The sequence below is a fragment of the Paeniglutamicibacter terrestris genome (assembly GCF_012271785.1).
In the GTDB taxonomy this organism is placed as follows: Bacteria; Actinomycetota; Actinomycetes; order Actinomycetales; family Micrococcaceae; genus Paeniglutamicibacter; species Paeniglutamicibacter terrestris.
The window spans coordinates 1-22,909 of record NZ_JAAWVT010000008.1; the positions used below are offsets into that span (position 1 = coordinate 1).

The window sequence follows — 22,909 nt, forward strand, 5'->3', positions numbered from 1 at the left end:
ACCGCCACCACCGCTGCGCCCGCCACACCCACGACAGCCGCACCCACCGCCACCACCGCTGCGCCCGCCACACCCACGACAGCCGCACCCACCACCGGCAGCCTGTCGATCACTGCTCCGGAAGCACCAGTCAATCTTGGCTCTGGTACCCCCAAATCTGGTGCTGGGACAATCAGCGGGAGCTTAGGGGAAGTCCACGTTACTGACACACGAGAAGCAGGCACTGCTACTGGGTGGATTGCCAGCGTCAGCTCTGCTGGTTTCACCACGCCCACCGGGCTGCGCATTCCGGCCACCGCACTCAAGTACGATGCCGGTGACATCACGGGACCGGACTCGGCAAAATACCTCCCGAACGATTCGGATCACTTGAGTGGCACTGCTACCCCCGTCGTGACGGCAATCGAGATTACGGGCCCCAATGACGCCATATGGAACCCCACCATCACTCTAACGATTCCGGTTGGCACCCTTGCCGGCGAATACTCGGCTATTCTCACGCACTCTGTCCTGTAGAAGCGCCCGGACCTGGGACTGGGTCATCTGCGGCACCTTCGCCATGGGCACAGCCTGCTCCCTGCAGACCGCACACTTCGCTCGGCCAAAAGAGTGAATACGCAGCCGGTACGCAACACCGCCGATTGGACGAACCGGAGACTCCGCATATTTCTCGTCCCAGAGGTCGGAAGGCAGCAATATAACAGCTCAACCATCTCCGGAGGCGCCTCGCCTCAAATGAGTTCCTTCATCCGAGCCCAATCGTATGAAGCTTCTCAGCCAGAAAAACAGGATAAATCGAACACTTCGTGCGCCCAGCCCATCCGGGCACGGGCGTCTGAGTCTTGTGGGACGGCCAACGGATGCTCCCATCCAATATTGTCAGATGGTCCTTGTCGCGGATCTTGGGCTCCGTAGACATGAGCACTCGGCTGGCCACCGGCGAGGCCATCGCATATTCCCCTAAGACCCGCAGCGAAAGTTCATAGTCCTTCTCGAACAGAACGGTCTCGAATGTATCCCGAAACGGTGTCGAGAGGAGTACTTTGGCGCTCGGTGCAGGCCCATCAAAAACCAGAGCAGTTATTGCCCATATTGCCAACCAAAGGAACCCGTTCTCCCTGCCCGATCCAACTCCACGATGAACTTGCGGGACGTTCCGATGGACTCTGCCAGAGTTTGTTGGCTAAATCTCAGGGATTCGCGCATGGAACGCATGGTTCTTTCAAGTGTGAACGTGTTCAATTCGAGCAGATTCATTCCTAAAATCTCGCACCCAACGATTACACAAAAAAGTGCGGGAGATTGTCAATTGGCTAAAGCACTCCCCCGGACCTACACTTTTGGCAGTAAATAGCTCCACCAGAAAGCAGGACCACCATGGCTCAGGATTACGACGAAGTACGCCCCGATGTTGCCGAAGCATCCGAGCGCGTCCTCAAGGACGTCCAGAAAATAGAGGCCCCGAACGCCAAGAGCGTCCAAGCCGACCTCGAAGAGACTGACCTTTCCGAGGGCCAGGAATTGCCCGGCGCCATCGTTCTGGACGAATTGGTCGTCGAAGTGATTCCGCAAGGCGCCGATGAATTCGTGTGCTCAGAATGCTTTAGCGTTAGGCATCGCAGTCAGGCCGCTAAGGTGCTGGGCGGCGTGATTATTTGCCGTGAATGCAACGAGCTGTAGACCAACGTTACTTACCCGGTGAGTTGCTGAACGTTAGCTCGGCGAATTTCGTGAAACCGAGGTGGCGTTCGCAGCGGAGCTGGGCCAGTTTCCTTATGGCTATCGAAATAGCAATGAAGTTCGCGCTCCAGTTGGAACTTTAGGCCAGCGGGCTCTGGAGTTCCAGATACACCGATTCCGCCATCACAGCATTGCGTGAAAACGGGCAAAAATCTCGGGACAAAACATCGCGAGTTCATCCCGGCTGGCTGAGCGCCCAACTAACATGTTGGGCGCTGCGCATTCACTGCACCCACGGCTCAAGGACTGTGGACATTTCGAGTCGCGACCGCTTCCGGGACCTGACCCATCGACGCCCCATGCGCTCTACTTTGCGCAGGTCCCACAACTGATCGCTTGCGAGACACTCCAAATCCTCTTTGCCCAATCCCGGATTCCCGTGGTTTGTTTTTGCGGTTTTGACGATAAATCTCGCATTCTTGACAGCGATAGATGTCGCAGGAATCACGGGTCCGCTGTCCCAGAATAAGAGGGTCCGCAGACGGTGCAAACGTGACCCAAATTCGCCTGAAAATTCCACGTGTGTTGCTTCAAACCACCGACCGTTGGCTGGCAACATGCGCCCCCAGACCCATAACCCTTTCAAGGGAATCTCCGTGACCCGGAGAAGATCGTAAACAACGCGATAGACGATCCCCAAGATCTTCGTTCGCGCCGCCAGCGACAGTCTCGACCGCAAGATCGAGGCCACCCTCGACACGGAAATCTACCCAGCACCACCGGGGTCGACACCGTAAACCCGCCGGGAAACTAGCTCTTCCAGAGGACAACAACGTCGCTTGAGTCGGCTTCGGGGTCCTGGGCATCGCTCGTGGGCCAACTCATGTAGTCCCCGGAGCAATAGTCCGTGCCCCCTCCCTGCAAAGCCAACACCACCGACAGGTCCTTGGAATCGCGGTCGTACACATAGCGTTTGGTGGCGAGGTCTTCGGAATCACCGTAATAAGTCCACGAAATCCGAGGACCGCATTGGGTTAGCCACGAAATCTCGGCGCCGTCGGGATGTTGGAACCCCTCTGTTTGGCGGGTGCGAGGGTCAACGAGGTAAAGGTTCTCGCCATATTCCACCGCGAACCCACGCTCATCGGAGCCCCATAACCGCATGCCGTACTCGTCTCTGGAGTCCTCTGCCTCGCGAAGGATTGCCTCACGCTTTCCTCCCGGCGCGTAGGAACTGATCGTTCCCGTGTAGCCCTTTTTGCTGTTGTCCGGGACATCGACCGCGGCCAGTACCCTGTCTTCCCACACATTCACATACATGAGATTTTTCGGCACTTTCTCATCGGTAAGGGCCGGTTCGAATTCGTCCCGCACGGTGCCGGGGTCTTCAAGGTCCACGGAGTACAGCTTCTCTTCATAGAAGTCATCCTCCGGGTTGGAGCGTTGAAAGCTCCAATAGACCCTGCCGTCGGCCAATACTGGAGAGCTGAGCATCGTGTACTCAAAGACGTCGTTGGGACCCTTCTTCCATGAACGCGTTGCCAGCACGCGGACCTCGGTGCTCCCGGGAGAGACGCTGAGGATTTTCCATCCCCTGCTCGAGGCATTCTCGGAATGGATTTCGCTCCAAATAATCCCCGAATCGGTAACCGTCATACCCTCAACTTTTTGCGGCAGATAATCCTTCTTTGACGTTCCCGCGACGGTGAACGGCTCAAGGACCCCCGAAACGTAGCGCCCGAGGCGCTGGGATTCCGGATCGATGCCATATTCGGTTTGCGCCAGTTCCTGCTCTTGATCCGATAGGCGAGGTCCGTAGAGTCCCACTAGCGTTCCGGAGGAGTCCACCGCCTCGGCGTAGAACGCCGTTTTCGAGTTCACGAGGCCACGCGTCGAGGATTCTTCGGTGAAGTCCTCGTCTTTGGTTGCCACCCGGGCTTGCTTCATACCTTGGACATGGGCGGTGACCTTGGTGCCATCGGCCCACACCAGGGGTACGGGCACCTGTACCGGGGTTGCCGCTACGCTCGGGGTCTGCACGGCATTCGGCGGGGACAAAGGCATGCAAGCGGTCAACCCAAGAGATATCACGGTGCCGGCCACTCCAAGAGCCAAGAGGCCCCGGGTCCGCGACGCGCGCTGGATGCTACGCCGTGGATTCGAAGAAGGATTAATGATGAGTCCCTATCAGGTTTATCAAGCATGTGGACTGGTTTTCGAATAATCCTAGTTCATAGGCTGAGGGATACCGGGGTTGTCCGCGGCTATGCGCCGTATCTGAATCGTTTCTTCTCAGGACGTGTTTTCTGAATCGAATGTTCTGGCGCGGCTGATGCATGCCTGTTGTGCGAGGGAGCATTCAGTCGCGCAGCATCTCGAACGAGACGGTATTTGTGAGGGACAGGAGGGATCCGGATTAGCGACGCAACGCCCATCGGAGAGCCCGAATTTGACGTTCAACAGGAACTCGTTAACGAACAGATGCCTTCGCTGCGTTCACAGTCCATCCCTAGTCGAATAAACCCAAAGATTTTTGAGTCAAAATCACTGGCTGGGACATTTGGGATACACGTGGGTGAGCACTTTGAGCAACGATTCGACGTTACAACTTGACGCTCTGGTGTTTGCCCGGCGTGCATAAGCGGGATGTATTCGCCAATGTCACCTCCGGCAGCCGAATGGCGATCGTGCGGCCCGGGGTGAAGTAGCTGCTCGAGTACGCCGAGGCCGTGGACACCGTGGTGGTCTGGCAGGTCGACCAGCAAGGCTGCTCCCTTATTGATGTGTTGAACGCCGTGACCCTGCTGCGTGAACGCGGGGTCACCGTGCGCTCCTTCTCGGACGGGATCGACCTGTTAACCTCGACCGGTCAGATGATGCTGACCGACTATGTGCCACCTTCCGCAGTACGAGCGCGAACCGATTGGTGAGCAAGTCAACGCCGTATCGCCGCGGCCGGCCAATCCGGAACCCATTTTGGCTGACCGCGGCGATACAGCAGATCCTTCAAGAACCGGCGATCCCCTGATCCCTTTGGAAAGGACTCGACTTCTGAACGGCACTTGCCCTTAGAGATCGATCTCCGCGAGCGTCCTCAACCTGCCCCGTACCCGAGAGCCCGGGAGGCCGATCACACGCTTAGCGCCAATCGCTGTACTGCTCTTCCCAGTGGCCGTATCAGTGCTTCGACTTGGATGGCAAAGGACATCTAAGTCGAAGCACTAGCAGGTTCCGTTTCACAATTCTCCCTGCGAGGACACGCATGAATGCTCCCTACGTGGTTTAAGAGATTTCGACGTGCTATCTCATTTGGAGTTCTGCTCTAAGGCGGGGGAATCGCTCGGCGTATCTACATCTGGTGGCGTTTGGCTGCCACGAGTCTTCAGCAGGCTCGCGACCGTGGCCACAGCAACCGTCGCTCCAATGAACAACAGGGAGAACGAGATCGGGATCTCGGGGACCCACAAGAGAGGCTCCCCACCGTTGATGAAGGCAAGTTCATTGACGTGCAAAGCGTGGAAGACGAGTTTGACACCGATGAAGGCCAGGATGACAGCAAGGCCTTGTGACAGGTAGACCAGTCGCTCCAACAGGCCACCAATGAGGAAGTACAACTGACGCAGCCCCATCAGGGCGAAGACATTGGCTGTAAAGACGATGTAAGCCTCGCTGGTGAGCCCGTAGATGGCGGGGATGGAGTCGACAGCGAAGATCAAGTCGACGAAACCAATAGCGATGATAGTCAGCAGCATCGGAGTGATGAAGCGCTTGCCGCCCAGCTTTACGACGAGCTTGTCCGCGTGATATTCATCAGTCACCGAGAAGCGGCGGCGCACCCACCGCATCATCCGCCCATTGGCGGGATCTACCTCGTGGTTTGAGAACGCCTGTTTGTAGGCCAGGAAGAGCAGCAGTGCGCCAAAGATGTAGAAGCTCCAGGAGAGGTTCTCAATCAAAGTCGCTCCGAGCGCAATGAAGATGCCACGCAAGACCAGCGCAATGATGATGCCCACCATCAGCACCTTTTGCTGGTAGATCCTCGGTACGGCAAACGCACTCATGACCAGCAGGAAGACAAAGAGATTGTCGATCGACAGTGCCTTTTCGGTGAGGTACCCCGCGAAGTATTCGCTTCCATAGGTCCATCCGGAGAACACGCCGATACCGACACCGAACAGCAGTGCAAGGCTGATGTAGAAGACCGACCAGCGGGCGGACTCACCGATGGAAGGTTCGTGCGGTTTACGCACGTGGGCAAAGAACTCGTAAATGAAGAAAGCGATCGTCACAGCAATAGTGATGATCCAGATCAGGGGTGATACCTGCATGTGGGTACTCCTAAGGTCTTGGCGTGGTTGCGACGCCAAGGTCTCCTCCGCTCTGAACACCTCAGAACCGGCGGCCCGGAATGCACCAGTGCAAACGTATTGACGGACCGACCGCGGACGGGAGTACTCCCCTTGATGAAAAAATCCTATCAAACCCAGAACCGGCGGCTGATCCCGAGAACGTCAATCTCAGAACCTACACACCGTCTTCACAGGAATTACGCAGCATGTTGCCGCCCAACAGATTCCTCGGCTCCCACCACCATTCCCTTGCAGTCCAGAGCCCCAACAACGTGGCGCCGGGCTCAACGACATCGTGAGCCCGGCGCCAGATTGCACTCGGTCAATTTCCTCCTGCGCTACCGCACGGGGGCACCGGGGCCCAGCGGAATACCCAAGGCCCACCATGCGAGGAACAAGCCAAGCCACACGACGAACATGATCAGCGCACACGGCAACGTGAAGGAAATGAGCGTGCCAATGCCCGCCTTCTTATTCAACGTCTGGAGGTAACCCACACAAAGAACGAAGCTGGTGCTCATTGGCGTGATCGAATTGGTGCACGAATCGGCAATGCGATACAGCGCCATCGTGGTGGCAGGATTTGTCCCGAGCAGCATCATCATCGGGATAATAACCGGCGCGACCAACGCCCACAATGCTTGGCCGGAGGTGATCAACAAGTTCAGGACCGCAATGCACACCACAACAATCAGGAACAACGCCACACTACTGATGCCCAGGCCTTGAATGGCATCGGAGCCCACCACCGCCACCACGGTGCTGATCTTCGTGAACTTGAACAACGCCAAGAATTGGGAGACGGCAAAAAACAAGACGATCAGTGGCGCAATCGAACGAACACCATCGGCCATGAATCGAGGGATATCGGAGGCGGATTCAAGCTGCTGCGACCCGGCGGCGAAGGCCGTGCCCAGAACCAAAAAGAACATCGACAAGAAGAACGCGATGCCGTCTAGGAACGGCGATTCCAAGAATTCCCCGCCCTCGCCACGCAACGGTGATCCCGACGGGATGATGGCCGCGGCCAACAACGCGAGGAAGACCATCGCCGAGATGCCGGTAGCGCGCAGCCCACGGCGCTCCTGCTGGTCCGTGAGCACGGCGCTGGACCCCATGACCGATGACGCGGCAGCATCGGCCTGGTCAACGTCAACCACCAAGGTGTGCTCGCGCTTCTTCAGAATGAGCTCGGTGACCAAGGTAATCGTAATGGCCAACACCAGCGCGGAGACCGTTGTGAAGTACATATTGTCCGTGGCTCGCACCGTGACATTCGGGTCGATGATGTGGGCGGCTTCGGTGGCAACCTTCGCGAAGACCACATCGCCCGGAGCGATCAAAGGATTAGCGTCCCCGGCGGCATTGATCGATACGAACGCCACGATCATCCCGAGCATTGGAGATCGTCCCACAGCCTTGAAAGCCACGGCTCCCAGCGGAATCAATACTACGTAGGCGGAGTCGGAGAGGAACTTCGACAGTGCGCCGCCGAGGGCCACGGCAAACACCACGGAGCGCGGCGAAACATTGCTCAGGGCACGCCGGGCAATGACTTCAAAGAGTCCTGACCTATCGGCGACCGCAACGCCCAACATCACGATCAACACCGTGCCCAGCGGACCAAAGGTGACAAATGATTCCTCCGCGCCGGACAACAGCGAACGGATGGCATCAACGCTCAACGCGTTGTTGACCCCAACCATCTCTCCGGATGCGGGATCTTCGACCTGCACACCGGTGCCTGACAAGATCCAGCTGGCCACGGCCAGAACGCCAAAGAGGATCCAGAACAGCCAGAACGGATGCGGGAGTGCATTTCCGGCCCGCTCAACCCCGGCAAGCAGGCGGAGCCCGAGTGACTCACTGCGGCCTCGAGTTTTGGTGATGGTCATGGGTCCTCCAGTAGTGCGGTAGCCCTGAGCCATGAAGTGCCCAGTAGCGTGGAATCGAAAAACCCCACCGGTGATTTGTATTACAAACAGCGCAAGATCGGGCCATGATTAACCAATTCTTGACAATCGTTCCTGAGGTTTCGGGAGTGTTGCGGAAACCTTCCAGCTGCCCGACCAGGGACAACCAGGTCGGGGCGCGGCAAGAAACCTACACGGTTTACCTCACTGGGGATTCTTCCAATGGCCGTGCAGAAGTCACCTGGTCAGGGTGGCCAGCAGGTCCGGGCCCATCCTGAGCACCGTGGCCGTATCAATGCGGTGGTAGACCATTTTTCCGTGGCGATCCGAAACCACCAAACCCGCTTCGCGCAGCACCCGTAGGGATCGGGAGATCTGCGCCGCAGGCTGACCGAGTCGGCCCGCGAGTTCAGAGGTCGTCATGGGCTCGGCCGAGATATGCCGGAAAAGCTCCATTCGGGAGTCGGCACTCAGTGCGCTGAGTCTGTCACGGACTTGTTGGATCTGCAGGAGTTCTTCCTGCGGGGTCTGCGCCGGAAAATGGATGATGACCGGGTACCCGGCATTGTCCTTGACCGTGAGGTGATTGCCGATCCAACGCGAAGGGACCAGCATCAGCTGACGCTTGGCCAGCTGCACTCGGCGCTGCTGTAGCTTGTCGAAACGGACCTCGGAAGTTCCGTGGAATGCCTTGGCCGTGACGCTGAGCGAGGCGATCGTCTCGATGGGGTCAGCTCGGTTCAACTTGCCTGAAAGCTGTGCTGCGGCTCGACCGATGGTGAGGGAGAGAGCTACCCATTCCTTGCCGAAGAACGAATTCCAGCACTCCGAGCAAAAACTAATGATCCTCTCTCTGAACGCTTCGGGATCCTCGAGCAGCTGTTGTGCCAGCTCGAAGCGGCCCAATGATCGCGACCGGCACGTCTCCAGGAACTCCCGACGAATTTTCTGATCTTGTAGAAGTTCGGAGGCTGCCGGGAGGTCTTTGCTGAATCCACGGACAGCTTCGGCCGCCATGGAGACGAATACATCAATCGGTAGGGCTGCCATGCCGGCAAGTTCACGTTCAAAGGTTGGGTTTGATTCGCTGCGAACAGGAAAGAAGAAGCGTGCGCGGAACCGGGCCCAGAGCGGCGATAGCGCGTCGAACTCCGCGATCGTTCGTTCATCCAGGTTGCGTGCAATGGCCTGAACTTCTGCGGACGAATCGAAGTGATGATCCGGCTCGGCCCATACATGGAGTATCGCCATCAATTCGGCCAGTGGGGAAACCACGACGCGCAGGTTGTTGGTGTCGAAGCCAGCAAATCTAAGTTCAATCGCCATGCTTCATCCTTGCCGTCCGGAACCGATCAGAACAATTGGCTCAATTGCGCCAATTGTCGCACGGAGCACCGGTTCACTGCATAACTTCAAGGTGGAAGGCTTTGCCAGAACAATCGAGAGAAACACCGGGAAGATGAAAAACCGGGGAATGGGGTAACAGTTGACTAGTCACATTGACGAGAAATCCTTGATTTCGGAAGTTGCAGCCGATGGCCAGGAATTCATGGTTGAGATGAGTGACGGATGCCGACTCGCCACCGACGTATATCTGGGGACCAGTCCCGAACAGTCCCGACCCGTACTGTTAGAGCGCACACCCTATGGCAAGCGTTCGAGCCGAGATTCAGACCAGTCAATTCATGACCAACCGACGCCGTTGCCCTCTGAGATCGCCGAGTTCTTCCTGAATCGAGGCTATATCGTGATTCGTCAGGATTGCCGCGGTCGCGGTAACTCCGAGGGTGAGTTCGTCAAGTACCTCAACGAAGGGCAGGATGGGGCGGATACCATCGCCTGGATCAAAGCGCAGCCTTGGTGTGATGGGCGTGTGCTCATGAATGGCGTTTCCTACTCGGCCCATGTGCAAACTGCGGCAGCAGCCTTAGCTCCGGCCGGTCTGGCCGCCATGTTCATGGACTCCGGCGGATTCTCCTCGGCCTACGAGGTCGGCATGCGCATGGGTGGGGCCTTTGAACTCAAGCAGGCGACCTGGGCTTTTCGCCATGCGGTGCGAAGTCCGGCAGCGGCTGAGAACCCCGTCACTGCCTCCGGCTTGGCTGCAGTAGACATTGCAGACTGGTTCCATCAAACGCCGTGGCGACGTGGCAGTTCCCCGGTGAGCCTGGCACCCGACTATGAAGAATACCTACTGCAGCAGTGGGCTCATGATGATTTTGATGATTACTGGGCACAGCCTGCCATCTATGCTCGCGGTTCCTACGACAAGTTTCCCGATGTTCCAAGTTTTCACATCTCCAGCTGGTACGACCCGTACATAGACTCAGCCGTGGAGAATTTTCAACAGCTAGGGAAACGCAAGACCAGTCCCTCGTACCTCATGCTGGGACCCTGGACTCATGGGAAACGCTGCCAAAGCTACGCAGGTGACGTCGACTTTGGGCCAGCGGCCTATTTTGACGGCAATATTGCTCCGTCCTATCTGGATTTCAGGACTGATTGGATGGACGAAGTATTGGGAAAGCACCCGGGCGCCGAGCAACGGGCCCCTGTCACCTACTTCTTAATGGGGGGCGGCAGCGGCAAGGCTACGGAACAAGGCCGGCTGGATCATGGCGGCCGCTGGGAACGGGCCACCTCGTGGCCTCCGGAAAATGCTCAAAAGACCACTCTGTACTGCTCGCCGGATGGTTCGTTACTGCCGGAGCGCATGGCACAGGAATCAGCGATCACCTATGCCTTTGATCCGAACAACCCGGTTCCGACCATCGGCGGCCAGGTCACTAGCGGCGAACCGGTCATGCGCGGCGGGGCCTACAACCAAGTGCCCAGCGACGAAGTTTTTGGAGCGAGCAAGCCGCACCTACCGCTCAGCGCCCGCCCCGACGTCCTGGTGTTCCGCACTTTACCTCTGCAGGAGCAAGTCAGTATCGCGGGTGAAGTAAGCGTCGAGATCTTCTTATCGTCCTCGGTCAAGGACACCGACCTGACCATCAAGCTGATCGACGAGTATCCGCCCAGCGTTGACTTCCCCCAGGGCTTCGCCATGAATCTCACTGAAGGAATTCGGCGGGTGCGTTACCGCAATTCCTACACCGAACCCGAACTCATGGAGCCACATCAGGTATATCGCGTCACGGTCACGGCACCTGCCACCGCAAATCTCTTTGCCGCGGGCCACCGCATCCGCCTCGATGTTTCATCAAGCAATTTTCCGCGCTTTGATGTGAACTCTAATACCGGCGGCACGATTGCGACTGACAGGATCAAGATCGTGGCCGAAAATACGATTCATATGTCCACCGATCATCCGACGTCACTGTCCCTGCAGGTTCTACCCGGCTAGAGCGCACTGGTTCCTGGGCGCCAACTCGTGGTGGGAGATGTATCGCCGATCGGTGCGATTTTCGACGACCCCGAGCCGGCGGTCATGGTCCCAGGAGGCGTTGCCTCCGCAGTCAAGAACAGGAAGACAATTACTAGGCGCTGCCCACCCACTGAACCTCGCCGTCGGCGAAGAACTGTTCCTTCCAGACCGGAACGTGCGCCTTCACGGTTTCCACTAGATCGCGGCAGGCTTCAAAGGCCGCTCCGCGGTGGGCTGATGCGGCAGCGGCTACCAGTGCTGCATCGCCGATGTGCAGCTCCCCCACCCGGTGCGCGGCCCAGAGCCGGGTCCCGGGGTGGCGCGCTGCAACCTCGGTGACCAGCTCCAGCATGCGAGCCGGGGCGCTGGGGTGGGCACTGTAATTCAGCTGGGTGACGGCACGGCCGCCGTCGTGGTTGCGCACGATGCCACCAAAGGTGACCACCGCGCCGGTGTGATCCGATTCCACGGCATCCCAGGCAACATCCACGGCCAGCGGTGTTTCGCTGATCCCGGCGAACACTACTTCCCCGGGAACCGATGGTTGGTTAGTGGTGGGCATGGCGGCCCTCCAGCTGATCACAGATGTGCTCCAGAATCGGTGTGAGCACTGTCAGTCCATCCATGACCCCGGAGGGCGAGCCGGGCAGGTTCACGATGAAGGTGTCCCCGGAGATTCCCGCATGACCGCGGCTCAGTGCTGCCAGCGGCGTCTTTTCCCGGCCGGTGGCGCGCAGCGCCTCCATGATGCCGGGCACCAAACGATCAAGCAGCGGTTCGGTTTCTTCCGGGGTGGTGTCATCGGGGGTCAGCCCGGTGCCGCCGGAAGTGATGATGACCCGCGGGCGGGCCAACAGCAGACCCTGCAGCGCCGCGCCGACCGAGGGGCCGTCGGGAACCACGATGGCGGGGATGACATCAAAGTTTTGTTCCTGAAGCCAGTCGGCGATCACCGGGGCGCTGGCATCCTCATAGATGCCCAGTGCGGCACGGGTGGACGAGATCAGGATGGCTGCCTTACGAGGGGCACCCAGGGGTTCGCAGGCACTCATGCGCGCAGTTCTCCTTCGGGGTTGGGACGTAGTTCTGGGGTGATATCCCACGAGCCGGATTTTCCGCCGGACTTGGCGAGCACACGCATGTCGGTAATCACCGCATGCTTATCAACGGCCTTGATCATGTCATAGAGGGCCAAGGCCGCGGTGCTCACGGCGGTGAGGGCTTCCATCTCGACCCCCGTCACCCCGCGGGTCTTGACCGTGGCGATGATCCGCACGCTATCGGTGGACGATAGGTCAAAGTCGATGACCACTCTGGAGATGGGCAAGGGGTGGCACAGCGGGATCAGTTCGGAAGTTTTTTTGGCTCCCATAATTCCTGCAATGCGGGCCACGGCGAGTGCGTCTCCCTTGGGCATTCCCGCAGTGGCGATCAGGGCCAGGACCTCGGGGGTGGTTTTGAGGCTGGCTTCGGCTGTAGCTTCACGGCTGGTCTCGGCCTTGTTGCTGACATCCACCATGTGGGCGCTGCCATCGGAGCGAACGTGGGATAGCTCGGGTGTGGGTTCCTGGCTCATGAGCCGTCTCCAATGATCAGTGCCTGCACATCGCTTCCCGCGGGCAGGGCGGTGGTGTCTTCGTTGATGAGGATGAACGAGTTGCTGGCGGCCAGGGCGGCGAGCAGATGGGAGGAGGCCCCTCCCAGCGGGGTGAAGGTGCCATTGGAGTAGGTGCCGCGACGTACCTGTAGCTTGCCGGGCATCGAGGTCACCTCTTCGGTGAGTCTTGCCGTCAGTTGCTGGCGCTCGGGCAGCGAGAGGATCTCGGCGAGCGCGGGGCGCAGGAACATCTCGTAACTGACGTAGGCGCTGACCGGGTTGCCGGGGAAGGCAATGAACGCCACCGGTGCGTGCCCAGGCAACCCCAGGGTCCCTGCTCCCTGAGGCCCTCCCGGCTGCATGGCCACCGAGCCGAATTCGATGCCGTGATTGATGAGCACCTCCTTGACCACGTCGAAGGCTCCTTGAGAGATCCCCCCACTGCTGAGCACCAATGAGTAGGCGCGCTCGCCGGCTTCCAAGGCGTGGCCGAGGGAGGCCACGAAGCTTTCGGGGGAATCGTCAAGGACCCCCACGGTGCTCACGGCGCATCCTGCGGCTTCCAAGGCGGTGGCCAGCAGGGTGGTGTTGGCGTCGTGGATCTGCCCGGGGGCAAGTTCTCCGCCCGGTGCCACCAGTTCGTCCCCGGTGGATAGCAGCAGCACCTCCGGGCGCCTCAGCACCGTCACCTCGCCGATCCCCAGTCCCGCGAGCAGCCCCAGGGATGTGGGTCCCAGCAGCGTGCCGGCGCCTAGCACCGGGTCCCCGGCAGCGATGTCGCTGCCGATGGTGCGGATGTAGGTGCCGGGCTCGGCCATGGCCGGCAACCGAACGCGGAAGCCGGAGGTAGTCTCGGCCGTGCTGGGGAACGTGTTGGGGTTCGCGGCCTCGATGGGGATTACGGTGTTGGCTCCCCCCGGGACGGGGGCACCGGTCATAATCGGTGCCGCGGTGCCGGGTTCCAGGGCCGGTGCCCCAACGCCTGCGGCAATGGGTGCCACCACGCGCAGCGGCTCGGACCCGAGGTCCGCGGTGTTCACCGCGTACCCGTCCATTTGCGAGTTGTCCCAAGGTGGCAGAAAACGCGGGGCAGTCAACGGGGCGGCCAGCGTCCGGCCCAAGGCACGGTCCAGGACAAGGGTCTCGGTGCCCGGGTTGGTGAAGGCCGTATCGACGATGTCCTTGATGCCTGCCCGGTGTTCGGCGACACTGCGGCGGAAGGGAGAGGTCATGTCAACCATCCTAGGGCTCAACCGGCAACGGATACCCATTGGCGGCAGTGCTGCGACGAGGAGCTAGGCCTCGCTGGCCGGAGTTTTCTTCAGGCACCGGTAGCGCACCAGCATGACCCCTGTCTCAAAGCTTCGCGGTGGTTCCACCAGCTCGAAGGCGCTGGCGTCCACTCCCTTGGGGAAGAGCTTCTTCCCCGTGCCCAACACCACTGGATACACCCACAGGTTCAGCTGGTCCACCAGCCTCGCGGTGAAGAGCGACTGCAACAGGTCCGCACTCCCCCAGGTGTGGACCTGCCGGTGGGCGGCCAGCAGGATCGGGAGTGCTGCGGCGGCATCCACGAGTTGTGTGGTGTTCTCCCACGTGTGCTTCGGGGTGCCTCGGGAAGCTAGGTACTTGGGCACCGCGTCGAAGGCAACCCCGATGTCGTCCGTCTTCCCCGGCCAATAGCTGGCAAAGAGCTCATAGGTGATCCGACCCAGCAAGAGGGCATCGGATTGCTGCACGTCGGCAATGATCTGTGCACCGGCTTCGGCCGTCCGATAGGGAGTTTCCCATCCCGGGTATTGAAATCCCTCGTCCTGGTCGCTTGGACCGCCGTTGGCCTGGATCACCCCGTCCATCGTGATGTGCATGTTCACGTGCAGCTCACCCATGACGCGCTTCTTCCCTCACATTGGAACCGTCGGCAATGAATGCGCCGGCCGTTTGATGCAGCAAGTGTAGGCTCCATGCTGATCTCAGGAAACGGTTGTCCCGGCAGTTCCAACTAATACCGGGAGTGTGGATGTTGCCGCACTGACGCTGTGGGCCGGCCGCGCACGTCCCTCAACCATGTCGTGGGCCGCCCGGAGGAGTTCGTGCCGCGTCCGCACGGCGGACTCGCTCGAGGTTTTCATCGCCGGCCACACGATCGTGAACGCTGGAGGCCGCCATAGAGTCGGCCTTCAGGCTCTCCCCCGGGAGTATCGTTTCGATCGGATCCAATCTCCGATGTGCGCTACCAACAAGAACGTCGGGACCGCACAAGGGTGGGATCCCGATGGTCTCGCCGCCAACTTTGTCCATGGCCGGGTGATGCTTCCGTCGAGGCCTTGGGTATCAGCTGCTCTGCGCGCCATCGCCTCTGGGGTCAAAGAGCTCATCGATTCTGCACCCGAAAACCTCGGCCAAGCGGAAGGCCAGCGGCAAGGACGGGTCGAACCGGCCGCGCTCGATGGAGATCACCGTTTGGCGGGAAACGCCGAGCGCATCGGCGAGGTGCTGCTGCGACCAGCCACGTTCCTGCCGGCGTTCGTTAAGCGAGTTCTTCACTCTCAGCCACGCTTCTTCGCCATGAGGTACCGGACGAACGTACTGAAGAAGCCGACCACCAAGACCCCGCTGAGAGCCCAAAGCACGTCGAGCTCGAACCCCGTGATGGAGATGATCGCTAGGACCAAGCCGGTCAGCATGATGGTGTCGCGAAAGGCACCAGCCATGGCAGCATCAAGCCAAGTCGATTCGATCGATTCATCTGGCTTGTCGATTGCTCCCCGCAGGCTCGACCTGTCGACGACGAGAGCCCAGACCAAGCCCATGAGCCCCCAAGACATCACTAGGGCGAACACTCCAGCGACTGGCACCGCATGCTCGCCGTGGGCCACTCCCGTCCAGAGGGTGATGGCACCGACACCGATGGCCAGCAGCAACCCGGCCGGGACGGCGACGGCCAGGGCAGGAAGGCGTCCGCCGGCGAAGCGGGTACGGCCCCAACGCGTGCGACTGTCGGTTCCGGGTTCAACACTCATGGACACTCCTTAAGTAAAGCGTGCTTGACTTGTAAAACAAGCTTGACATGTAAAGTCCACTTTACGCAATCCCTCGTTTCAGAAATGGGCGGCATAGAATGCGACTCGGCGTTACGGCTCTTCGGACGTGCGCTTGCCGTGGCTTGGCGCATGGCCGAGGAAGTCGCCTCTCGCCCGCTGGCCCAGCGCTTCGGCCCGGATTGCGCGGCGCAGATCCAGCGACTCGACTACCAAACCTCGGTGCTCTGAGTGCGAGATGCCAATATTGCAGGCCGCGCACAGGGCTTGTTCAATGCCCCGCGCGGCCTTATTTCGCGCATTCTGGGATGGCCATCACCGGCGGGCGTTTCCTCGGACCCAGTCGAAATGAGTCGAAGTCCGCCAACGGCCGAGCAATACAAGGGGCAATGCCCAGCAAGGTGGACTACCCTCAATATATGGCGACGAACAGTGATACACCACGGAACACCGTCAGCCTGCCCATGCCCACCATCCTGACACCGGCACCCGCAGACTCCCCCGGACTCAGCGACACGTTCGGACGGCAAGCCACCGACCTGCGCATCTCGCTGATCGATAAGTGCAACCTGCGCTGCACCTACTGCATGCCCGCCGACGGTCTGGCCTGGCTAGCCAAATCCAAACTGTTGACGCTTGAGGAAATCACCCGGATCGTCCGCATCGGTGTCCGCGACCTAGGAGTGCGCGAACTGCGCCTCACCGGCGGGGAACCGCTGGTCCGCGTGGATCTGGCCCAAATCATTGCAGGCGTCCGCGCCGAACACCCCGAGCTACCCATCTCCCTGACCACCAACGGGGTGGGTCTAGCCAAGAAGGCTGAGGCGCTCGCCGAGGCCGGGCTAACTCGTATCAATGTTTCCCTCGATACCCTGCACGCGGAGACCTTTGCCAAGCTCACCCGTCGCGACCACATCGATTCGGTGTTCGCCGGCATCGATGCCGCGCTGGCAGCTGGTCTCACCCCGGTGAAGATCAATGCGGTGTTGATGCGAGGAATCAATGACGAGCAGGCTCCCGAGTTGCTCGCCTGGGCGTTGGAGCGCGGGCTAGAACTGCGCTTCATTGAACAGATGCCGTTGGATGCTGACCACACGTGGCGCAAGAACAATATGGTCACCGCCGCGGATTTGCGTGCCTACCTGGAAACTCGTTTCCGTCTCTCCACCGATACTAAGCCGCGTGACGGTGCACCCGCCGAGCGTTTCTTGGTGGCCGCCAACGAAGAACCGGAAAAAATCCTTGGTGCGGTAGGCATCATCGCCTCGGTGTCCGAACCCTTCTGCGCCGATTGCAAGCGAACTCGTATCACCGCCGAGGGCAAGGTGATGAGTTGCCTCTTCTCCCGCGAGGAAACAGATCTCTTGGCTCTGCTGCGCGACGGCTCGGATGATCACGCTATCTCCGAACGCTGGCGGGCAGCCATGTGGGCCAAGCCCCGCGCCCACGGAATGGACCACACCGGGCTGGGTTCAAAGGACTTTGTACAATCGGACCGCTCCATGAGCGCCATCGGAGGATAATGCTGATTCGATACTTTGCCGCGGCCGCCCAGGCCGCCGGCACCAGCGAGGAACATCTGAACATCGATGAGGGCGCAACCACCACCCTCGGCGACGTCTTGGGAATCCTCACCGCTCGCGAATCAGCTGCACCCCCGATCTCCGATGGACCGCTGCTGCGCAAGGCCACGAGCTTGGGCACGGTGTTGACCCGGTGCAGTTTTCTGATCAACGGCACCAGCGAACAGGACCAAGGCCGGGAATTGGCTCCCGGGGACATTTTGGATGTGTTGCCGCCCTTCGCCGGCGGCTAGCGGCTGCGAAAAACACCACAAGAACGCTTGGTGCCTTTCGGTGGATCTCAAAGGCGTCAGCGCGGTACCTGAAGATTCTCCCCAGCATGTTTGACGCCTCTGCGCCAACGCCAATGGTTCTGACGCCCCGGCCGCCACCCGCCCATGCCCGCAGAAGTATTGCTCTTCTCGGGATGCAGGGACCGAACGACGTTGGCGTTATGACTTAAGGCCGAGAATCCGATCACGCGTGTCGATCTTGCAGAGCTCGAGGCAAGCGAGCCGAAGGAAAGCAAAAGCACGTGGTGTGATTCCTTAACGTGCGCTCGACCGTGGCGTTCGGCGACATATTTCTCTCAGCGGGAGCGACGTCCCACCCACAGCCCGTGCAGCAATGGCAGTACCGAAGCCAGCATCAAAACGTTTCCCAATGCCAGGTCATCAACACGCACCAGTGAGCCCGCGATCAACAGGGCACCAAAAACCACTGCGGAGGCGGCGCGTTGTGCGGTGCGCTCACGGCGCACCATCTTTTTCTCTAGACGAGGATTGGCCACCGAGAGCAAGCCATCCTCGATCTTGGTGAGCAACCCATCAAGACGTCGAGGCAAGAGCAGGGCGGCCGACGCGGCATCGATGACCTGTTGGGCCACGTCGCGCACGATGTTGCCGCGCTCATCCCGTAGCAGTTGCGCGGCGTAGGGTTCCACCGAATCCCACAGGTTGAACCGGTCATTCAGCGAGCTGCATACCCCGGAGGTCAACGACATGGCGCGGATGATCAGCAGGAAGTTCTCCGGCAACTGGAACGGGAGCGAACGCACCACGTCTCCGAATTCATCACCAAAATCCTTGAATTCCCGGGGATCCACCTCGCGCAGTTCGGCGAAACCCTTTCCACCAAATCTGGCAAACAGGTGCGTCATGGCACGTTCGAGTTCGACGGTGTCGGCCGAGGGCACCAACACTCCCACTTCACTGATCGCCCGCACCAAGCCCTTGCCGTCACGTGCTGCCGCAGCGATCAACAGTTTGCGCAGGCCGCTGCGGGTACTGGAGGCAACCTCACCCATCATCCCGAAGTCAATGAACGTCAAGGTCCACGGATGCGTGGCAGTTGGATCGGTATTAGGCGTGACAAAGATGTTGCCGGGATGGGGATCTGCGTGGAAAAAGCCGTTGCTAAAGAGTTGGTCAAACATGACCGAGGCGAACACCGGGGCAACATCTGCCGGATCGATACCCGCAGCTTTTAATGCTCGGGCGTCGGTGATCTTGATGGCCGTGACGTCCTGCAGGGTGAGCACGCGGCGGGTAGAACGCTCCCAGACGATTTGTGGAACAGCTACCCGCTCGTCGTGGGCAAAGTCGGAGGCAAAACGCTCGGCATTTGCCGCCTCATGCAGGTAGTCGATCTCCTCGAGGCTGGTCTGCGCGAATTCTTCGACGAGCGCTGGCATATCCGCACGTTTGGAAACGATGCTCACGTGGCTAAGCCAGCCCGCCACCTTGCGCAGTGCCGCGAGATCCACCGCAACAATCTTTTCGATACCCGGTCGCTGGACCTTGAGAACGACGGCTTGAAGCCCGGTGTCGTCAGCATCGATTCCCTGAAGCTGCGCCCTGTGTGCCTGGCCCAGCGATGCCGCAGCGATCGGCGTTTGCTCGACCCACGCGAATACCGTCTCCAGCGGCGCACCCAGTTCGGACTCGGCCAGGGCCCGGATCGCGGGGAACGGGACCGGTGGCACCTCATCTTGCAAACCCTCGAGTTCGGCGGTGATTTCCGGCGGGAGCACATCAAGGCGTGAGGAGAGGAACTGCCCCACCTTGATCATCAGTCCACCCAAGTCCAGCGCGAGGGCATGGAAGCGCTGGGCAAATCGTCGCATGCGCTGGGTGCGGGTGCGTTCGGCCAGCTTGGAGAGGCCGATGCGAGGAAAAGCCAACTCAAAAAGCCACGTCACAGCCAAGTGCCAGGCAGCGAAGCGAAGGATGCGGCGATACCTGGCACGAGTTGCCCGTGCACTGGGCGTCGGGTCAGTGCGCTCCGGAGAAACTGCTGGCACCGGTGTCAGTCCTGGGCGAGGATTGCGTACAGTCGGCGTCGTGCATCATCGAGCACGGCAACGGCTTCTTTCACTTGTTCCGGCGAACCTGTGCGACCCACCTGCGTGGCTGCCTGCGCTAGCTCGACGCCTGCCTTGGGCAGCGCGGAGAAAGCCGCACCAGGCGACGGTGCCATGGTTTCCCACGGCGCCGATGGACCGATCTCGGCCGCTTCTGCCCTGCCCGCTTCGGTGAGCGAGTAGATCTTGCGGCCATTGGCTTCCTCGACACTGATGAAACCTTCATCGGCCAGCAGCTGCAGGGTCGGGTAAACGGAACCCGCGCTGGGCTTCCAGTTGCCCGAGCTGCGTTCCTCGATCTCGCGGATGACCTGATATCCGTGCATCGGACGTTCGGCGAGCAGGGCCAATATGGCAGAGCGCACTTCGCCTCGTCCCGCGCGGGTGCCTGGACGTTTTTCGAACCGTGAACGCAGCTCCTCGACGGCCTGCCACATGGAATCAAAGTTGTTGCCGGTAAATCCACCGGCCTGATAGGAATTACGCATTTTGCTCTCCCGAATCAATCGTGAACGATGTGCAGCGATAGTCAACGATATATCGCCCATTTGAGCAAAAACAAGAGTTTCGGCGCTTCTGCCAGCAGATACACAGCAAAGAATCGCCGCCCATAGAACCTCGCAACGGTTCACCGGGGCGCCCGGTCGCGCAGCTACGACGACCGGCACTCAAGCATGTGATTCACAACGCATTCACCTCGAGCCGAGTGTGCCCGCGTTCACATGCCTGGAAGTTGGGCGTAAGGTTTTGACCGTTGTACTACGCATCACACTTTCGCATCTAGTTGCTCAAGGATCCTTCATGACTGAAAAGTCCACCCACGTGGAGCCGGAGGGCATCGCCAATGGCGATAACCCACCGCTCGAGCGGGCCCTCTCAAACCGCCACATCCAGCTCATGGCCATCGGCGGCGCCATCGGCACCGGCCTGTTCATGGGTTCGGGAAAGACCATCTCCGTAGCCGGCCCCTCGGTCATTTTCGTCTACATGATCATCGGCTTCATGCTCTTCTTCGTCATGCGCGCCATGGGCGAATTGCTACTCAGCAACCTGAAGTACAAGAACTTCGGTGACTTCGCCGGCGACATCCTGGGCCCGTGGGCCTCGTTCTTCACCGGCTGGACCTACTGGTTCTGCTGGATCGTTACCGGCATCGCCGACGTGGTCGCCATTGCCCACTACGTGGCCTTCTGGTGGCCAAATCTTCCGCTATGGATTCCGGCCATCCTCTGCATCCTGATCCTGCTCGGCTTGAATCTTCCCACGGTTCGCGCCTTTGGTGAGACCGAATTCTGGTTCGCACTAATCAAGATCATTGCCATTATGGCTTTGATCATTGTCGGCCTGGTCATGATCATCATGCAGTTCGAAACCGAGGGTGCTACCGCTTCCTTCACCAACCTCTGGGATCACGGCGGCATGTTCCCGACCGGCTTCATGGGCTTTGTTGCAGGCTTCCAGATCGCTGTGTTCGCCTTCGTGGGGATCGAATTGGTCGGTACCGCGGCCGCGGAAACCAAGGCACCGGAGAAGAACCTTCCCCGAGCCATCAACTCCATCCCGATTCGTGTGCTGCTCTTCTACGTGGGTGCCCTGATCATTCTCATGGCCGTTCGTCCCTGGACCAGTTACACCGCGGATGAGTCTCCGTTTGTGGGCATGTTTGCGCTGGCTGGTCTGGTCGGCGCGGCAGGCGTCATCAACTTCGTGGTGCTCACCTCCGCGACCTCGAGTGCTAACTCCGGCATCTATTCCACCTCGCGCATGGTCTACGGGCTGGCCCGCGAGGGAGATGCCCCCAAGGGGTTCGGCAAGCTCTCCAGCCGCAAGGTGCCCAAGAACGCGCTGATCTTCTCCTGCATGTTCCTGCTCGCCGGCGTGGCACTGCTCTATGCGGAAGGCTCCGTGGCCGAGGCCTTCACCCTAGTCACCACGATCTCGGCACTGTGCTTCATGTTCGTCTGGTCAATCATCCTGATCAGCTACATCGTCTACCGCCGTCGTCGCCCGCAGCTGCACGAGGCGAGCACGTTCAAGATGCCCGGCGGAACCTTCATGCCCTACGTGGTGCTGGCCTTCTTCGGCTTCATCATCTGGGCATTGACCACCCAACCCGACACCATGGCGGCCCTGCTCTTCACCCCGCTCTGGTTTGTTGCCCTGGGCATTGGCTACTTGGTATTGCGCCGCAACCCGGAGCACGCAGCCATTCGTGCCGAGCACGATGCCAAGGTCGCGCAGGAACACGCTGAACGCAAGGCACGTATCAACGCCTAGCCAATTCAGTTTCACCGGCCACCGGCCGGGTTTCACGAGCCCCTGGATGATCAGGGAATCGTGACACGCGGCCGGTGGTCTTTTTTGTGCCCTCTTGCCACTCCAGCGGCGCGTTGGCGCTTGAGCTTCAGAGCACCGAGAAGCCGGCGGGATAACTCGCTCGTCCCGTGGCGGCCAGCAAAAGCGGCCCGGCTAACCCTCCGGAGATCGCCAGATCGGAGACGATTGCCAGCGCCTGCGCCGCCGCGGAATCTGGAACCTCGGCGATGACCCCGAGTGCAACACAAAGATCCGTGGTGTGGACCGTCAATTCGAAGGTGCGTGTGGGCAGGTAGTCGCACAATTGCATGCCGCCGACGATCGTGGTGATCAGCTCCGTACCGTCACGGGATTCCAGCAGCGGGATCACTCGGGCGGTCAGCTCCGCCACGCTGGCCGCCGGGTCGGAGCCCAGGGCTCGGCCAGCTTCGTGTCCACGCGCGGCGACGGCCGCCGCGTCAGCCGTTCGTGCCGCGCGGAAGTACTCGGCCGAGGACGTCACCTCAATACTGGTGGCAGGCTGCTCCAGATATGTCTCAACGGTCAGCAGGGCTCGGCTGGTGTGGCCCACCAGCGCGCGGATATCCCACTCCCCCAGCCCCGGTTTTTCCCATTGCTCACGAGCCAGGCCGCTGATGCGCTCAAACCAGAGCGCCGCATCGGTGAACGCCCGGCACTGTTCATCCCATGTCAATTCCATGCGCCCCAGTGTAGTTCGC

General features: G+C 60.1%; 21 protein-coding genes and 1 pseudogene. 8 read left to right on the forward strand and 14 right to left on the reverse strand.

Going from position 1 to position 22,909, the window contains the following annotated elements:
- Nucleotides 1-516, forward strand: a 516-nt coding sequence (locus tag HED64_RS14805; protein ID WP_168152781.1) for a WxL domain-containing protein, incomplete at its 5' end; no start/stop codon positions are given.
- Between the two features lie 861 nt (nucleotides 517-1,377).
- The gene (locus HED64_RS14810) at nucleotides 1,378-1,680 is read left to right on the forward strand and encodes a DUF4193 family protein (RefSeq protein ID WP_132361475.1); all 303 of its coding nucleotides are present in this window, start codon (nucleotides 1,378-1,380) and stop codon (nucleotides 1,678-1,680) included.
- Nucleotides 1,681-2,490: 810 nt separating this feature from the next.
- Here the strand turns inward: HED64_RS14810 and HED64_RS14815 are convergent.
- Nucleotides 2,491-3,744 carry a hypothetical protein gene (locus HED64_RS14815; RefSeq protein WP_168152782.1) on the reverse strand — a complete coding sequence of 418 codons (1,254 nt, stop codon included), beginning with the start codon at nucleotides 3,742-3,744 and terminating at the stop codon, nucleotides 2,491-2,493.
- A gap of 487 nt (nucleotides 3,745-4,231) precedes the next feature.
- Here HED64_RS14815 and HED64_RS14820 point away from each other — a divergent pair.
- A pseudogene (locus HED64_RS14820) lies at nucleotides 4,232-4,661 on the forward strand (recombinase family protein); the annotation flags it as partial.
- A gap of 324 nt (nucleotides 4,662-4,985) precedes the next feature.
- Here HED64_RS14820 and HED64_RS14825 read toward each other — a convergent pair.
- The 3 genes from HED64_RS14825 to HED64_RS14835 all read right to left on the reverse strand — a co-directional run bounded on the left by HED64_RS14825 (nucleotide 4,986) and on the right by HED64_RS14835 (nucleotide 9,268).
- The gene (locus HED64_RS14825) at nucleotides 4,986-6,008 is read right to left on the reverse strand and encodes a TerC family protein (protein WP_168152783.1); all 1,023 of its coding nucleotides are present in this window, start codon (nucleotides 6,006-6,008) and stop codon (nucleotides 4,986-4,988) included.
- Between the two features lie 359 nt (nucleotides 6,009-6,367).
- Nucleotides 6,368-7,924 carry an AbgT family transporter gene (locus HED64_RS14830; RefSeq protein ID WP_168152784.1) on the reverse strand — a complete coding sequence of 519 codons (1,557 nt, stop codon included), beginning with the start codon at nucleotides 7,922-7,924 and terminating at the stop codon, nucleotides 6,368-6,370.
- Nucleotides 7,925-8,179: 255 nt separating this feature from the next.
- Nucleotides 8,180-9,268, reverse strand: coding sequence for an ArsR/SmtB family transcription factor (locus tag HED64_RS14835; RefSeq protein WP_168152785.1), 1,089 nt, complete (start codon nucleotides 9,266-9,268; stop codon nucleotides 8,180-8,182).
- A gap of 160 nt (nucleotides 9,269-9,428) precedes the next feature.
- On the opposite strand from HED64_RS14835, the gene HED64_RS14840 reads away from it, so the two are divergent.
- Nucleotides 9,429-11,291, forward strand: coding sequence for a CocE/NonD family hydrolase (locus HED64_RS14840; RefSeq protein ID WP_210149770.1), 1,863 nt, complete (start codon nucleotides 9,429-9,431; stop codon nucleotides 11,289-11,291).
- Nucleotides 11,292-11,424: 133 nt separating this feature from the next.
- Here the strand turns inward: HED64_RS14840 and HED64_RS14845 are convergent, their stop codons facing one another.
- The 7 genes from HED64_RS14845 to HED64_RS14875 all read right to left on the reverse strand — a co-directional run bounded on the left by HED64_RS14845 (nucleotide 11,425) and on the right by HED64_RS14875 (nucleotide 15,932).
- Complete coding sequence (locus HED64_RS14845) at nucleotides 11,425-11,874, reverse strand: molybdenum cofactor biosynthesis protein MoaE (protein ID WP_168152786.1); 450 nt, start codon at nucleotides 11,872-11,874, stop codon at nucleotides 11,425-11,427.
- The gene (locus tag HED64_RS14850; protein WP_168152787.1) at nucleotides 11,861-12,364 is read right to left on the reverse strand and encodes a MogA/MoaB family molybdenum cofactor biosynthesis protein; all 504 of its coding nucleotides are present in this window, start codon (nucleotides 12,362-12,364) and stop codon (nucleotides 11,861-11,863) included. Before HED64_RS14850 ends, HED64_RS14845 begins: the two co-directional genes overlap by 14 nt.
- The gene (moaC, locus tag HED64_RS14855; RefSeq protein ID WP_168152788.1) at nucleotides 12,361-12,888 is read right to left on the reverse strand and encodes a cyclic pyranopterin monophosphate synthase MoaC; all 528 of its coding nucleotides are present in this window, start codon (nucleotides 12,886-12,888) and stop codon (nucleotides 12,361-12,363) included. The genes HED64_RS14850 and moaC overlap by 4 nt, the downstream gene beginning before the upstream one ends.
- On the reverse strand, nucleotides 12,885-14,141 hold the full coding sequence (locus tag HED64_RS14860; RefSeq protein ID WP_168152789.1) for a molybdopterin molybdotransferase MoeA: 1,257 nt from the start codon (nucleotides 14,139-14,141) through the stop codon (nucleotides 12,885-12,887). The genes moaC and HED64_RS14860 overlap by 4 nt, the downstream gene beginning before the upstream one ends.
- A gap of 63 nt (nucleotides 14,142-14,204) precedes the next feature.
- Nucleotides 14,205-14,798, reverse strand: a complete 594-nt coding sequence (locus HED64_RS14865; protein WP_168152790.1) for a dihydrofolate reductase family protein — start codon at nucleotides 14,796-14,798, stop codon at nucleotides 14,205-14,207.
- Between the two features lie 445 nt (nucleotides 14,799-15,243).
- On the reverse strand, nucleotides 15,244-15,456 hold the full coding sequence (locus HED64_RS14870) for a helix-turn-helix domain-containing protein (RefSeq protein WP_168152791.1): 213 nt from the start codon (nucleotides 15,454-15,456) through the stop codon (nucleotides 15,244-15,246).
- A 2-nt stretch (nucleotides 15,457-15,458) separates the two neighbouring features.
- Complete coding sequence (locus tag HED64_RS14875; protein ID WP_168152792.1) at nucleotides 15,459-15,932, reverse strand: hypothetical protein; 474 nt, start codon at nucleotides 15,930-15,932, stop codon at nucleotides 15,459-15,461.
- A gap of 84 nt (nucleotides 15,933-16,016) precedes the next feature.
- Between HED64_RS14875 and HED64_RS14880 the strand changes: the two genes are divergently transcribed.
- From HED64_RS14880 to HED64_RS14890, 3 genes are all read left to right on the forward strand, one after another.
- Entirely contained in the window at nucleotides 16,017-16,181 is a 165-nt protein-coding gene (locus HED64_RS14880) for a hypothetical protein (RefSeq protein WP_168152793.1), read from the forward strand.
- A 233-nt stretch (nucleotides 16,182-16,414) separates the two neighbouring features.
- A complete protein-coding gene (gene moaA / locus HED64_RS14885) occupies nucleotides 16,415-17,473 on the forward strand; it encodes a GTP 3',8-cyclase MoaA (protein ID WP_168152904.1) in 1,059 nt (352 codons plus the stop codon).
- Nucleotides 17,473-17,766, forward strand: coding sequence for a MoaD/ThiS family protein (locus HED64_RS14890; RefSeq protein ID WP_168152794.1), 294 nt, complete (start codon nucleotides 17,473-17,475; stop codon nucleotides 17,764-17,766). Before moaA ends, HED64_RS14890 begins: the two co-directional genes overlap by 1 nt.
- A gap of 335 nt (nucleotides 17,767-18,101) precedes the next feature.
- Here HED64_RS14890 and HED64_RS14895 read toward each other — a convergent pair whose 3' ends face one another.
- Complete coding sequence (locus tag HED64_RS14895) at nucleotides 18,102-19,637, reverse strand: ABC1 kinase family protein (RefSeq protein WP_245326035.1); 1,536 nt, start codon at nucleotides 19,635-19,637, stop codon at nucleotides 18,102-18,104.
- Between the two features lie 182 nt (nucleotides 19,638-19,819).
- The gene (locus HED64_RS14900) at nucleotides 19,820-20,362 is read right to left on the reverse strand and encodes a PadR family transcriptional regulator (protein WP_168152796.1); all 543 of its coding nucleotides are present in this window, start codon (nucleotides 20,360-20,362) and stop codon (nucleotides 19,820-19,822) included.
- A 313-nt stretch (nucleotides 20,363-20,675) separates the two neighbouring features.
- Here HED64_RS14900 and cycA point away from each other — a divergent pair, with 313 nt between their 5' ends.
- The gene (gene cycA, locus HED64_RS14905) at nucleotides 20,676-22,151 is read left to right on the forward strand and encodes a D-serine/D-alanine/glycine transporter (RefSeq protein ID WP_168152797.1); all 1,476 of its coding nucleotides are present in this window, start codon (nucleotides 20,676-20,678) and stop codon (nucleotides 22,149-22,151) included.
- A 127-nt stretch (nucleotides 22,152-22,278) separates the two neighbouring features.
- Here cycA and HED64_RS14910 read toward each other — a convergent pair whose 3' ends face one another.
- Nucleotides 22,279-22,890, reverse strand: a complete 612-nt coding sequence (locus tag HED64_RS14910; protein ID WP_168152798.1) for a maleylpyruvate isomerase N-terminal domain-containing protein — start codon at nucleotides 22,888-22,890, stop codon at nucleotides 22,279-22,281.
- Between the last annotated feature and the right edge of the window lie 19 nt (nucleotides 22,891-22,909).

Bases quoted from the DNA above. Each gene is read 5' to 3' on its own strand.
- moaC (WP_168152788.1), bottom strand. From the start codon at position 12,888: ATGAGCCAGGAACCCACACCCGAGCTATCCCACGTTCGCTCCGATGGC.
- HED64_RS14835 (WP_168152785.1), bottom strand. From the start codon at position 9,268: ATGGCGATTGAACTTAGATTTGCTGGCTTCGACACCAACAACCTGCGC.
- HED64_RS14865 (WP_168152790.1), bottom strand. From the start codon at position 14,798: ATGGGTGAGCTGCACGTGAACATGCACATCACGATGGACGGGGTGATC.
- HED64_RS14810 (WP_132361475.1), top strand. From the start codon at position 1,378: ATGGCTCAGGATTACGACGAAGTACGCCCCGATGTTGCCGAAGCATCC.
- HED64_RS14850 (WP_168152787.1), bottom strand. From the start codon at position 12,364: ATGAGTGCCTGCGAACCCCTGGGTGCCCCTCGTAAGGCAGCCATCCTG.
- cycA (WP_168152797.1), top strand. From the start codon at position 20,676: ATGACTGAAAAGTCCACCCACGTGGAGCCGGAGGGCATCGCCAATGGC.
- HED64_RS14910 (WP_168152798.1), bottom strand. From the start codon at position 22,890: ATGGAATTGACATGGGATGAACAGTGCCGGGCGTTCACCGATGCGGCG.
- HED64_RS14815 (WP_168152782.1), bottom strand. From the start codon at position 3,744: ATGCCTTTGTCCCCGCCGAATGCCGTGCAGACCCCGAGCGTAGCGGCA.
- HED64_RS14845 (WP_168152786.1), bottom strand. From the start codon at position 11,874: ATGCCCACCACTAACCAACCATCGGTTCCCGGGGAAGTAGTGTTCGCC.
- HED64_RS14825 (WP_168152783.1), bottom strand. From the start codon at position 6,008: ATGCAGGTATCACCCCTGATCTGGATCATCACTATTGCTGTGACGATC.
- moaA (WP_168152904.1), top strand. From the start codon at position 16,415: ATGCCCACCATCCTGACACCGGCACCCGCAGACTCCCCCGGACTCAGC.
- HED64_RS14830 (WP_168152784.1), bottom strand. From the start codon at position 7,924: ATGACCATCACCAAAACTCGAGGCCGCAGTGAGTCACTCGGGCTCCGC.
- HED64_RS14900 (WP_168152796.1), bottom strand. From the start codon at position 20,362: ATGCGTAATTCCTATCAGGCCGGTGGATTTACCGGCAACAACTTTGAT.
- HED64_RS14890 (WP_168152794.1), top strand. From the start codon at position 17,473: ATGCTGATTCGATACTTTGCCGCGGCCGCCCAGGCCGCCGGCACCAGC.
- HED64_RS14880 (WP_168152793.1), top strand. From the start codon at position 16,017: ATGGGCGGCATAGAATGCGACTCGGCGTTACGGCTCTTCGGACGTGCG.
- HED64_RS14860 (WP_168152789.1), bottom strand. From the start codon at position 14,141: ATGACCTCTCCCTTCCGCCGCAGTGTCGCCGAACACCGGGCAGGCATC.
- HED64_RS14895 (WP_245326035.1), bottom strand. From the start codon at position 19,637: ATGCGACGATTTGCCCAGCGCTTCCATGCCCTCGCGCTGGACTTGGGT.
- HED64_RS14875 (WP_168152792.1), bottom strand. From the start codon at position 15,932: ATGAGTGTTGAACCCGGAACCGACAGTCGCACGCGTTGGGGCCGTACC.